Source organism: Streptomyces sp. HM190, assembly GCF_009857135.1.
GTDB lineage: Bacteria > Actinomycetota > Actinomycetes > Streptomycetales > Streptomycetaceae > Streptomyces > Streptomyces heilongjiangensis.
This window is the reverse complement of record NZ_CP047318.1, coordinates 3932463-3945022: the sequence shown is the minus strand read 5'-3', so window position 1 is coordinate 3945022 and position 12560 is coordinate 3932463. Positions and strand designations below refer to the sequence as shown.

General features: G+C 71.9%; 10 protein-coding genes. 4 read left to right on the top strand and 6 right to left on the bottom strand.

All coding sequences use genetic code 11. The features are described from left to right. Positions 1-8: 8 nt before the first annotated feature. The gene (locus tag GSY65_RS16655; RefSeq protein WP_159769207.1) at positions 9-476 is read right to left on the bottom strand and encodes a hypothetical protein; all 468 of its coding nucleotides are present in this window, start codon (positions 474-476) and stop codon (positions 9-11) included. A 92-nt stretch (positions 477-568) separates the two neighbouring features. Further along, positions 569-1960, bottom strand: a complete 1392-nt coding sequence (locus GSY65_RS16650) for an MFS transporter (protein ID WP_159769204.1) — start codon at positions 1958-1960, stop codon at positions 569-571. Between the two features lie 426 nt (positions 1961-2386). On the opposite strand from GSY65_RS16650, the gene GSY65_RS16645 reads away from it, so the two are divergent. The 3 genes from GSY65_RS16645 to GSY65_RS16635 all read left to right on the top strand — a co-directional run bounded on the left by GSY65_RS16645 (position 2387) and on the right by GSY65_RS16635 (position 7860). Further along, positions 2387-3319 (top strand): DUF3027 domain-containing protein, encoded by a 933-nt coding sequence (locus tag GSY65_RS16645; protein WP_159769201.1) that lies wholly within the window; start codon positions 2387-2389, stop codon positions 3317-3319. 332 nt (positions 3320-3651) lie between these two features. Beyond that, the gene (locus GSY65_RS16640; protein WP_159769198.1) at positions 3652-6777 is read left to right on the top strand and encodes a sacsin N-terminal ATP-binding-like domain-containing protein; all 3126 of its coding nucleotides are present in this window, start codon (positions 3652-3654) and stop codon (positions 6775-6777) included. Between the two features lie 282 nt (positions 6778-7059). After that, positions 7060-7860, top strand: coding sequence for a DUF5707 domain-containing protein (locus GSY65_RS16635; protein WP_159769195.1), 801 nt, complete (start codon positions 7060-7062; stop codon positions 7858-7860). 241 nt (positions 7861-8101) lie between these two features. On the opposite strand, the gene GSY65_RS16630 is transcribed toward GSY65_RS16635, so the two are convergent. Both GSY65_RS16630 and GSY65_RS16625 read right to left on the bottom strand, forming a co-directional pair. Further along, positions 8102-8281, bottom strand: a complete 180-nt coding sequence (locus tag GSY65_RS16630; RefSeq protein WP_159769192.1) for a hypothetical protein — start codon at positions 8279-8281, stop codon at positions 8102-8104. A 15-nt stretch (positions 8282-8296) separates the two neighbouring features. After that, on the bottom strand, positions 8297-9097 hold the full coding sequence (locus GSY65_RS16625; RefSeq protein ID WP_159769189.1) for a hypothetical protein: 801 nt from the start codon (positions 9095-9097) through the stop codon (positions 8297-8299). Between the two features lie 339 nt (positions 9098-9436). On the opposite strand from GSY65_RS16625, the gene GSY65_RS16620 reads away from it, so the two are divergent. Beyond that, positions 9437-9637 carry a hypothetical protein gene (locus GSY65_RS16620; protein ID WP_159769186.1) on the top strand — a complete coding sequence of 67 codons (201 nt, stop codon included), beginning with the start codon at positions 9437-9439 and terminating at the stop codon, positions 9635-9637. Between the two features lie 4 nt (positions 9638-9641). On the opposite strand, the gene GSY65_RS16615 is transcribed toward GSY65_RS16620, so the two are convergent. Both GSY65_RS16615 and GSY65_RS16610 read right to left on the bottom strand, forming a co-directional pair. Then, entirely contained in the window at positions 9642-12041 is a 2400-nt protein-coding gene (locus GSY65_RS16615; RefSeq protein WP_159769183.1) for an HAD-IC family P-type ATPase, read from the bottom strand. 124 nt (positions 12042-12165) lie between these two features. Further along, a complete protein-coding gene (locus GSY65_RS16610) occupies positions 12166-12495 on the bottom strand; it encodes a DUF2530 domain-containing protein (protein ID WP_159769180.1) in 330 nt (109 codons plus the stop codon). Positions 12496-12560: the final 65 nt, after the last annotated feature.

The following is a 12560-nucleotide window of genomic DNA, read 5'->3' as shown; positions in this document are numbered from 1 at the left end:
TACGCGGATCAGGCGTCCGGGTTCTTGAACGTGAAGTTCCAGACGCCCTTGTACTCCGTGGAGCCCTTCTTCTGCTCGACGACGCTGACCGTCAGCGACTTCTGCGCGGTCTGGCCGGGCTGCGTGGCGAACAGGTCGGCGTTCTGGAAGGCCCAGTACGTCTTCTTGAACGTGTCGGTGGCGGGCTCCCCGTTGATCCACAGGGCCCAGCCGGTCTCCGCGATCTCCGGGTCGACACCGATGCGCAGGGTCTCGCCCTGGGGCACGTCGATCGACTTCGACGGCTTCTCCCTGGCGCACTTCGCGGCCTGCTCGGCGCTGAGGGTCTCGTAGCACTCGGCCTCGGTGCTGACCGACTCGGTGCCGAACGTGACGGTGGCCATCGGCGTCGGCTTGTCGCAGGCAGACAGCACGAGGAGTCCGGCGGAAACAGCGCCGAGAGTGGCTGCGGCGCGACGGGAACGCTGGGAGGTCATGGGCGAAGGCTATCTGGCATGTCCAGGGGTGCCCCTACGTGGGGTACGGCGTGCCGGGGCGGACGGCGTCGCGGGGCCCGCGTTCCGCCCGCTCACGCCACCTTCGTCCGGGACGTGCCACCGTGCCGGGCGCAGGAGAGCAGGCCGCGGACCGTGGTCAGCCAGCCCACGGCGACGATCCCGGCGGCCACGGCCATGCCGAGCGTGCCGACCAGGGGCAGGGCGATACCGATGCCGCCCCCCACCACCCACGACATCTGCAGCAGCGTCTCGGAGCGGGCGAACGCGGAGGTCCGGACGGCCTCGGGGACGTCCCGCTGGATCAGCGCGTCCAGGGCCAGCTTCGACAGGGCCTGCGACAGACCGGCGAACGCGGCCAGGCAGGCGATGAAGAACGCGCCGAAGAACACCACCGCCAGCACCGCGACGACCAGTTCCACCGCCACCACGGTCACGATGATCAGCTCCGGCGCCCGTGACCTCAGCCAGGCGCCCACGGCGGTGCCGAGCGCGTTGCCCGTACCCGCCGCGACGGCCACCATGCCGAGGGAGACGGCCGCGCTCTGCCCGGGGAGCGGGTGCACCCGCAGCAGGAACGCCAGGAAGAAGATCAGGAAGCCGGACAGGCAGCGCAGCGACGCGTTCGCGGCGAGGGCGTGCGTGACGGCCGGGCCCACCGTCCGCAGGTTCGGGCGCTTCAGCGTCTTCGCGCGGTGCGGTCCGTGCAGATGCTCCGGGTCCGCGGCGAGCAGCGCGATGTCCTCGCCCTTCGCGGAGTCGACCTTGGGCGGCAGCGTGAACGACAGGAACGTCCCCGCGATGAAGATCACGCACGCCCCGTACAGCGGGAAGCGCGGGCCCAGCGCCTGGAGCCCGGCCCCGATCGGCGCGGCGACACCGGTGGCGAGGAGACCGGAGAGGGTGACCCGAGAGTTCGCCTTGACCAGCGAGAACGAGGGTGGGAGGAGGCGGGGGACGACCGCGCTCCGGACCACGCCGTACGCCTTCGACGCGACGAGGACGCCGAGCGCGGCCGGGTACAGCTCGATGCCGCCCGTCTCCACGGCGCCGACCAGGACGAGCGCGAGGAACGCCCGCGCCAGCATCGCGCCCGCCATCGCGGCGCGCCGGCCGTGCGGGAGACGGTCCAGGAGGGGGCCGATCACGGGGGCGAGGAGGGCGAAGGGGGCGAGGGTGACGGCGAGGTAGAGGGCGACCCGGCCGCGGGCCTCGTCGGTGGGGACGGAGAAGAAGACGGTGGAGGCGAGGGAGACGGTGATCATCACGTCGCCCGCGCCGTTCACCCCGTGCAGTTCGATGAGTTTGCCGAGGCCGGACTCGCCGGCGCCGTGCGCGTGGGTGGCCTTGCGGATGCCGCGGGCCGGAGCCGTCACCGGGCGCTGCAGGGCGCGGGTCAGCGAGCGGACGGCTCCGGTCAGTCGACCTGAACCGCCGCGGGTTCCGCTCCGCTCGGCGCCGGTCACCTCGTCATAGTGCCCCGAGAAGGGGGGCCGTAGTGCGGTTACCGCTCGGATGGCGGCGAACGCGGTGGCGGACGCCCGGTGGCCCGGGGAACCGCGCGACCCGCCCTCACCTGCCCGCGCGTGCTCGGTTCACGCCAACGCCGGGCCACCTGATCCGCCCCCGGAAACCGGTCCCGGTCCAAGCCCGGCGCGGCGGAACCGTAACGTCGGTGTGGGCGCCGGGCGCTGGAGAAGGTAGCGTGCATAGCGCGCCCGCGGCGGTTGTTCTCGGCCGCGCGCCTGACGTTCATCCCGCAGAATGGGTGACATAGGTGCGCCCGAGTGCGATCGGGCGCGGACGTCGACGCGGCCCCCTGGTCCGCTCCGTCCGCACCCCCCGCCGAGGGAGGCGCACTCGTGAGACGGCGTAGGAGAGAAGCGATACCTGTGAGCGCAGCGACAACGCGAAGCCGCACCCCCGACCGCTTGTGCGCCGAGGCCGTCGACCTCGCCCGCGCCGCCGCCGAGGAGGCGGCCGCGCCCGGTGTGGTGGGGGAGCACGCGGGGCTCGTGTCCGAGGGCGACCGTGTTGTCACGCACTTCTTCGAGTGCAAGGAGATGGGCTACCGCGGCTGGCGCTGGGCCGTCACCGTCGCCCGCGCCTCCCGCGCGAAGATCGTCACCCTGGACGAGGTCGTCCTGCTGCCCGGCCCCGACGCGCTGCTCGCGCCGGAGTGGGTGCCGTGGAGCGAGCGGCTCCGGCCCGGCGACATGGGTCCCGGTGATCTGCTGCCCACCGACGCGGAGGACCTGCGGCTGGAGCCCGGCTTCACCGGCGAGGACGAGCCGCCGCCGAACTCCCCGGTCTCCGAGGACATGGCCGAGCTGGTGGAGGCGGAGGACGCGGAGGTCGCGGGCGGTGTCCCGGCGAACCTGCCGATCGCGCCGAGCCGCGGATCCATCGCCGCGGTCGCCGAGGAACTGGGCCTGCGGCGGGCCCGCGTGCTCTCCCGGTACGGACTGCACACGGCCGCGGACCGCTGGGAGGAAGGGTTCGGGGCGAAGACCGCGATGGCCCAGGCCGCGCCCGCGTCCTGCGTCAGCTGCGGGTTCCTCGTACCGATCGGAGGGTCGCTCGGGCAGGCCTTCGGGGTGTGCGCGAACGAGTTCGCGCCGGCGGACGGACGGGTCGTGTCGCTGACGTACGGGTGCGGGGGGCACTCCGAGGCGGCGATCATGCCGAAGCCGCCGCAGCCGGCTCCGCCGCGGCTCGACGAGACCAGGGTCGACCCCTTCCCGCTGCGGCCGTCGCCGGACTCCGGGTCGGTGCCGGTGGGCGCGGAGGACACCGAGGCCGAGGCGGATCTCGGTCACTCCTGATCAGGGCTGTGGTGCGAGGGCCGTCTGATGGCTCGGGGGTGCGTGGTTCGTCGGCGGGTGCGGGTGCGGGTGCGGGTGCGTCGTGGTCGCTCGCGCAGTTCCCCGCGTCCCTGAAGGTGCGGGCCTGCGCCCCGTCCTTCAGCAGGCGTCGCCGTTGAAAAGCACGGGGCGCAGCCCCGGTCGCTTCTCAGGGGCGCGGGGAACTGCGCGAACGGCCCCCGCGCACCCGCACCCGCCGACGAACCGCGCACCCCCTCCCCCGAGGCGCCCCGGCGCGAGCGAGCGCAGCGACGCGGTACGTTCGTGCTCACCGGCGACATGGAAGGTGAACCGTGAGCAAGTTCGTGCGGCCGGCGGCCGAGGGCGCGGATCCGTTCGGGACGGCGCGGCTGCGGCGCGGAGTGCTGGACGCCTGGGCGACCAGCCCGGCGAGGTTCCGTGAGGACGCCAACGCCGAGGAGGACCTCGCCCTCGGCGGGTACCGGGACCGGCTCGTCGTGGAGCTGGCGCAGAACGCCGCCGACGCGGCGGCCAGGGCCAAGGTGCCGGGCCGGCTGCGGCTCACCCTCCGCGATGGCGTCCTCGTCGCCGCCAACACCGGCGCCCCCCTCGACGCGGCCGGCGTCGAGTCGCTGTCCACGCTGCGCGCGTCCGCGAAGCGGGAGGGCCACGACCAGGCGGTCGGCCGGTTCGGCGTCGGGTTCGCCGCCGTCCTCGCCGTCACCGACGAGCCCGCCGTCGTCGGCCGGCACGGCGGCATCCGCTGGTCGCTGGCCGAGGCCCGGCTGCTCGCCGCCGAGACGGCCCGGCACAGCCCCGGGCTCGGCGACGAGATCCGCCGCCGGGAAGGGCACGTACCGCTGCTGCGGCTGCCGTTCGCGGCCGAGGGGTCCGCGCCGGAGACGTACGACACCGTCGTCATCCTGCCGCTGCGCGACGCCGCCGCCGGGGATCTCGCCGAGCGGCTGCTGAACGCCGTCGACGACGCCCTGCTCCTCGCCCTGCCCGGCCTGGAGGAGGTCGTCATCGAGAACGGTGACGCTCCCGCGCGCACCGTGCGACGGCGCGAGGAGGGGGCGTACGTCGTCATCGAGGACTCGCGGGACGGGGTCACGCGCTGGCGCACGGTGGCCGAGCACGGCGCGGTCGAGGCGGCGCTGCTCGCCGACCGGCCCGTGGAGGAGCGGCTGCGGCCCCACTGGTCCGTCACGTGGGCGGTCCCGACGGGGCCCGACGGCGCGCCGGTCCGCCCCCGCACCAGCCCTGTGGTGCACGCCCCGACGCCCAGCGACGAGGCCCTCGGTGTGCCCGCGTTGCTCATCGCGTCGTTCCCGCTGGACACGACCCGGCGGCACGCCGCGCCCGGCCCGCTGACCGACTTCCTCGTCCGGCGCGCGGCCGACGCGTACGCCGAACTCCTCGCCGCCTGGCAGCCGGTGACGCAGCAGATCATCGATCTCGTGCCCGGCCCGCTCGGCAAGGGCGAGCTGGACGGGGCGCTGCGCCAGGCGATCCTGGAGCGGCTGCCGCGCACGGCGTTCCTGCCGCGCGCGCTGCCGCCCGCGGACGACGACGACCTGCCCGAGGCGCTCCGGCCGCGGGACGCCGAGGTCGTCGAGGGCGCCGGCGCGAAGACCGTGCGGGTCCTCGCCGAGGTCCTGCCCTGTCTGCTGCCCGCGGGGCTCGAACGGCGCGCGGAGCTGCGCACGCTCGGTGTCGCCCGCCTGCCACTGGGCGACACCATCGACCGGCTCGCCGGCCTGGAGAAGGCGCCCGACTGGTGGCGGCGGCTCTACGACAGCCTCGCCGGCGTCGACCCGGACCGGCTCTCGGGGCTCCCCGTGCCGCTCGCGGACGGCCGTACGACGATCGGGCCGCGCCAGGTGCTGCTGCCCACCCCGGACGGCGCGCAGACGGCCCCGGAGACCCTCGCCCGGCTCGGTCTGAAGGTCGCCCACCCGGACGCCGCGCACCCGCTCCTGGAGAAGCTGGGCGCCCTGCCCGCGACCCCGCGCGCCGTGCTCACCACCCCGCAGGTGCGGGCCGCCGTGGCCGCCTCGCTGGACGACGAGGGCCTGGCGTGGGACGACGAGGACGGCCGCCCGGACGCCGACGAGCTCGCGGAGCTGGTCCTCACCCTCGTCCGCGACGCGGCCCTCGACCCGGGCGACGAGCCCTGGCTGGGCGCCCTCGCCCTGCCCGACGAGGACGGCGAGCTGTCGCCCGCCGGTGAACTCGTCCTGCCCGGAAGCCCGTTCGCCCGGATCATGCGCGAGGACGAACTGGCCTTCGTGGACGCCGAACTGGCCGAGCGCTGGGGCGAGCAGCCGCTGGCCGCGTGCGGAGTCCTCGCCGACTTCGCCCTCGTCCGCGCCACCGACGTCGTCCTCGACCCCGACGAACTGGAGCCCCGCGACGGGGACTTCGCCGAACCCGACGACGCCGGGCTGCTCGACGCCGTCGACGTGTGGTGCGAGGACGTCCTCGACCGGTTCCCGGACAGCCCCGTCCCGCCGGTCGCCACCGAGATCGTCGCCGTGCGCGACCTGGACCTCGTCGACGAGGACCACTGGCCCGAGGCGCTCGCCCTGCTCGCCCGGCCCCCGCTGCGGGACGCACTGGTGCAGCCGGTGCGGATCCTGCTGCCCGACGGCACCCACGAGGTCGTCCGCCCCTACACGGCCTGGTGGCTGCGCGGCCACCCCGTCCTCGACGGCCGCCGCCCCGCCGGTCTCCTCGCGTCCGGCGGCGACCCGCTGCTGCGGGGCCTGTACGACGAGGCCGACGCCACCGGCTTCGACGACGAGCAGGTCCTGCGGGCGCTGGGCGTGCGCACGTCGGTCGCCGCGCTCCTCGACGAGCCGGGCGGCGCCGCCGAACTGCTGGACCGCCTGGCCGATCCGGAGCGGCAGGTGACGGCGACGCAACTCCACGGCCTGTACGGCGCCTTGGCCGACCTGGACCCCGAACAGGTCACCCTGCCCGACGAGTTGCGGGCCGTGGTGGACGGCGAGGTCAGGGTCGTGGACGCCGCCGACGCGGTCGTGGTCGACTCGCCCGACCTGCTGCCCTTCACCTCCGGCGTGCCCCTGCTGCCCGTACGGCCGTCCCGCGCCGCCGAGTTGGCCGAACTGTTCCAGGTGCGGCGGCTCAGCGAGTCGGTGACGGGCGAGGTGGACTCCGAGGGCACGGAGCACGACGTGCCCGACTCGGTGCGCGTCCTGCTCGGGCCGGCCACCCCCGCGACCTATGTCGAGCACGAGGAACTCGTCGTCGACGGGGTCGAACTCGACTGGCGCCGGACCAGGGACGGTGTCCTGCATGCCGCGACCCTGGAGGGCGTCGCGGCCGGGCTGGCCTGGGCGGCGGGTCAGTGGCCGCGCCGCTTCGAGGTCGCGGCGCTGCTGGAGGACCCGTCCAGGACGGAGGAGCTGGCCCGCGACCGCTGGTTCGACTGACCGGGCCGGGTCAGCCGGACGGGCCCGTTCCGGTCCGTCCCGGTGCTCATGCCGTGATGCCCCTGGGGCTGGGGGGATGGATGTGACGTGCGCGACATCTCCAAAACTCGTTCGCGTATCGCACAACCATTCGCCACACTCGTGGATCTGATCATCCGAGCCGACCGGCTTCTCGTGAGCCCCGGGGGTCCCCTGAACCCCCGGAGCCACCCGAAGCCCTCGGGCTCTCGGACCAACAGACGGATCTCGCGCGATGACGACCTGCCGCGAGGTCCCTTCCACGTGGGGAATACATTGCACAAGCGTGCCACTCTGGGCGTCGTCACCGGCGCCCTGGCCCTGACCGCCTTCGTCGCCCCGGCCGCACAGGCCGTTCCGACCGCCGGCGACACGAAGATCTCCAACGTCGTCGTCAACGGCGGCAAGGCCGTCGTCGTGGGCTCCGGCAAGAAGACCGTCCCGGTCACCTTCACCGCCACGGACGACTCGGGCATCAACCTCAAGCAGGTCACCGTCGTCCTGTACCACGGGGCGACGCTCGACTCCGCCGACAGCGGCGCCGTGGCCAACGGCAACGACGACAGCCTGGCAACCTGCACCAAGGTCAACGCCACGACGGCGAGCTGCAAGGCGAACTTCACCGTCGAGACCCAGAAGAACCTGATCAACTCCGTGGCCGGCACCTGGAAGGTCTGGGCGCTCGCCGTCGCGAAGGACTCCGACTTCGCCAAGGCGGACCCCGCCAAGACCTTCAAGATCCAGCGTCAGACGAAGCTCCAGGGGGCGAACGCCTCCCCCGAGCCCGTCAAGAAGGGCGCGACGATCACGGTCACCAGCAAGCTGACCCGCGCCAACTGGAACGCCGAGACGTTCCCGGGCTACGGCGGCCAGCCGGTGAAGCTCCAGTTCAAGAAGCAGGGCGCCTCCGCGTACACGGACGTCAAGACGGTGAAGTCGTCCTCCACGGGTGCGCTCAAGACCACGGTCAAGGCGACCGCCGACGGCGCGTACCGCTTCGTGTTCGCGGGCAGCTCCGGCACTGCGGCCGCGACCTCCGCTGGTGACGGCATCGACGTGAAGTAGGAACTGTCACCGCTGCAGTCTCAGCGGTGGAGGCCCCCCGGAGCGGAGACCGCGACGCTGCCGGCACTTTCGCCGGGTACGTCGACCATGGCAATGGTCGACAGTGTCGTGAGTCCTCCTCCGGGGGCCTTGTCGCGAGCTCACCACGTGATGTTCTGGGCCATTCCGTAGATGATCAAAAAGATCGTCGAGGCCAGAAAGCCGACGATTGCCTTCTCGCGCGTCGACATGCCTGTCATCCTCATGAACCCGTCTCTTCCCAGGTCGCGGTCACAGAGTGCGCGCTACCGACGCGACGATCACTGCCACTTGATTCACCGTCGCTCGAGGCGTAGAAGGCGAACCCCGCAATGGCGAGAGCGACGAGAGCGGCGAGGATCGCTGACAGGACGATGATGACCGTCTTTCCGGTCGAGGTCATGCGGTCCCCTTCGGGTCAGATGTTCTTCAGGTATCCGCCGCGGAAGCCGTACTCGTTGGCGTAGACCTTCTGGCGCTTGTCGATGGTGATGCCGAAGTCCTTGAAGACAATGCTTCCCTCCCACCCGACTGAGCCGTTGGCGTAGGAGCCGGACTTCCAAGCCTTCGGCAGACTCTTGGTGATGGCCACGGCTGCGTTGAAGTTTCGTTTGCCTCCGTCGGCGTGATTCACCCTCGTAATCTTGTTCCCGTTGGTGTAGTAGTTCACCCAGACGGACAGTCGGGTGACGGGTACGCCGAAGATTCGCTGAGTGACCCGGTAGGTCGACTCCCACGTCCCCCTGCGCAGTTTCCCTGAAGGCTGCGTCGGACCGGGAATGTCGTCGGGATCCGGCGTGAAGGTGGCCTCCTGCGTTGTCTCAATGACGATGTCCCCATCAGCCAGCGTCTTCGACGCAGTGGTGGTGGCCACGGTCTTGGTCTCGCCAACTGCAGCGGTGGCGGAGACGGGGGCAGAAGCGGTCTCAGGGTCTGGATCTGGCTCTGCTTCGCCTACTGCCTGCAGCAACGCTTCGAGCGCCGCTGGGTTGTTGAGGTGGTCGAGGTAGGTTTCCTTGGCGGCGGACGACAGGCCGCGGAAGGCTTGCAACGCCTCCCCTGCGCCCGCTGCGCCGTTGGCGCTCTGATGGGCGAGATAGGCGATGTAGTCGACCGGGGTGGCTGTTTCGGGGGTGCGGGTCGGCTTGGTGTCGGCGCTGGCCGCGTTCGCGGTCTGTGTCAGTCCAGCGATGATCACAGCCGAGCCGAGAGCGGCCACAGCTCTGGAAAGGCTACGTCGATTCATATGTATCCCCTGTCCCCAATGGTCGCGTTTGTGGGCTGTTGGAGGTGCCCCACCCACAGGTGAGATCCTTCGGTGTTGTCCGTGAACCGACAAGACACTTGAGGTGATTCTGAGGTTCTGGTGGAGGAGACGTTCGGAATGGGACTTTTTCGTGGCCAGTTCACGATGGTGGGTCAAGCAGAAGGAGCGCGCGCGAGCCATACCGCCCGAGTTTCCTAGGGGGCAATTAAGGTTCCGTATCCAAGGTCATGAGCGTCGTATGCCGGGGCCACATTCGGCGGGGAGCAGGGCCGACCCGACCCATAAGGTCGGTTGAACGCTGACGCACGGGTCCGACGTGAACGTCACCGCCCGGAGGCGGGCACCTGGAAGGCCAGCGCCGACGCCATCGCGTTCCACGGACAGGACCCCACCGGCACCGCCACCTACGACGGCTACTGGCGCATCGCCTTCGCGGGGACGACCATCACCGTCCCGGTCAACGCGACCGGGGACCACGTCGACGTGAAGTAGCCCCCTACGCGGGGAAGCGGCGGTCCACCCAGCGCCACAGGTACTCCAGGGCCGCCGCCGAACCCGCCGCGATCGCGACCGCCGTCCACGGCATCGTCGTCCCCACCAGGCGCAGTGCGAAGAAGTGCTGGAGCCAGGGCACGACGAGGACCAGGAGGAAGGCGCCGCCCATCGCCGCCACCAGGCCCAGGCGCCACCAGGTGTACGGGCGGGCGATGATCGCCAGCACCCACAGGGAGATCAGGAAGAGGGTCAGCGTCGCCGCGCTGGTCTCCGCCTCCAGCGCGCCCTCGCCCGTGTAGGAGTGGCGGGCGATGAGGTACGTGGCGAAGGTGGCCAGCGCCGCCAGCACGCCGCCGGGGATGGCGTAGCGCATGACGCGGCGGACGAAGTGGGGTTTCGCGCGCTCCTTGTTGGGGGCGAGGGCCAGGAAGAAGGCCGGGACACCGATCGTCAGGGTGGACAGCAGGGTGAGGTGGCGGGGCAGGAAGGGGTACTCCACCTGCCAGCACACCACCAGGACGGCCAGCAGCACCGAGTACACCGTCTTCACCAGGAACAGCGTCGCGACCCGCGTGATGTTGCCGATCACCCGGCGGCCCTCCGCCACCACCGACGGCAGCGTGGCGAAGCTGTTGTCGAGCAGCACGATCTGGGCCACCGCCCGCGTCGCCTCCGAGCCGGACCCCATCGACACCCCGATGTCGGCGTCCTTGAGGGCCAGCACGTCGTTCACCCCGTCGCCGGTCATCGCGACCGTGTGGCCGCGGGACTGGAGGGCGCCCACCATGTCGCGCTTCTGCTGAGGGGTGACCCGGCCGAAGACGGTGGCCCCGTCCAGCGCCTCGCCCATCGCGTCCCGCTCGGCGGGCAGGTGGCGCGCGTCGACGACCTCGCCGGTCAGGCCCAGCTTCCCGGCCACCGCGCCGACCGACACCGCGTTGTCCCCGGAGATGACCTTCGCCCGGACGTTCTGCTCGTCGAAGTAGCGCAGGGTGTCGGCGGCGTCGGGGCGCAGCCGCTGTTCGAGGACGACGAGGGCGGTGGGGCAGGCGTCCCGCGCCACCTCCGGGTCGTCGAGGTCACGGGTCACCCGCGCCAGCAGCAGGACCCGCAGCCCTTCCTCGTTCAGCCGTTCGGTCTCGGTGAGTGCCGGGTCGTCGTCGGGGAGGAGGACGTCGGGCGCGCCGAGCAGCCAGGCGCTGGACTGGCCGTCGCCCTCGCTGAAGCGCGCGCCGCTGTACTTGCGGGCGGAGGAGAAGGGCAGTGCCTCGGTGCAGCGCCAGTCCTCGCCGGCGGGGTAGGCGTCGATGACGGCCTTCAGGGACGCGTTCGGGCGGGGGTCCGACTCGCCGAGCGCGCCGAGCACCTTCCGGACGTACGCCTCGTCGCTGCCGTTCAGCGGGTGGAGCCCGGCGACGTCCATGCCGCCCTCGGTGAGGGTGCCCGTCTTGTCCAGGCACACGGTGTCGACGCGGGCCAGGCCCTCGATGGCCGGCAGCTCCTGCACCAGGCACTGCTTGCGGCCGAGGCGGATCACCCCGATCGCGAAGGCGACGGAGGTGAGGAGGACCAGTCCCTCGGGGACCATCGGGATGATGCCGCCGACCGTGCGGGCGACGGAGTCCTTGAAGGCGTTCTCCTTCACGACCAGCTGGCTGATCACCAGGCCGATCGCGGTCGGGATCATCATCCACGTCACGTACTTGAGGATCGTGGAGATACCGGAGCGCAGCTCCGAGTGGACGAGGGTGAAGCGGCTCGCCTCCTCCGCCAGCTGCGCCGCGTACGCCTCCCGGCCCACCTTCGTCGCGGTGAACGCCCCGCCGCCCGCGACCACGAAGCTGCCGGACATGACGGGGTCGCCGGGGTGTTTGACGACGGGGTCGGCCTCGCCGGTGAGCAGCGACTCGTCGATCTCCAGGCCGTCGGTCTCGACGCAGGCGCCGTCCACGACGATCTTGTCGCCGGGGCCGATCTCGATCAGGTCCCCGAGGACGATCTCGGAGGTGCCGACCACCGTCGCGACCCCGTCCCGGCGCACCGTCGGCCTCGCCTCGCCGATCACCGCGAGCGAGTCCAGCGTCTTCTTCGCCCGCCACTCCTGGACGATGCCGATGCCGGTGTTGGCGAGGATCACGAAGCCGAACAGGCTGTCCTGGATCGGCGCGACGAACAGCATGATCAGCCAGAGGACGCCGATGATGGCGTTGAACCGGGTGAAGACGTTCGCGCGGACGATCTCCACCAGGGAGCGGCTGCTCCGCACGGGGACGTCGTTCACCTCGCCGCGGGCCACTCGCCCGGCCACCTCGGCGGCGGTCAGACCGCGCGCCCGCCCCGCGGCGGGGGTGGCGGTGGGGTGCACAGGATCGAGGTCGGCGCCCGCGTCGATGTGCGTCATGCCTCCGACGGTACGTGCGGACCGGGGAGTTCACCCGCCGAGTGCGCCGAAGTCCGACCAGCGGAGGAGAGACGGGGCGGGGCTGTATCCGAGTTCGTACCGGCCCGTGAGACCTCAGGGGGGCCTACGACTCCACCGGCTTCGAGGGCTCGACCGTCGTGCCCTCCGCGGCGGCACCGGCGGAGGCCCGCGCGTCCGCCTCGGCCTGGAGGGCCGCGTCCCTCTTGATCGCGGTGTCCCGCCTCCTGACGTACCAGATGCCGATCAGACCGAGGCCGGCGCCCGCGAGGCAGGTCCACACCCACCAGGTGTGGCCGTGCTCCTCGTACCAGCCGTAGAACGGGAGCTGGGCGACGAAGAGGACGAACCACAGGAGGGTGCCGCCGATGATGGTCGGCACCACGGGGCCCTCCAGGGGCTCCGGCGCCTCGTGCTTGGGGGTCCACTTCGCCATGGGCACAGCTTACGAGCACACCGGGAGCGTGCTCTCCGGGCCCGGACGCCACAAGGGTCTACGCG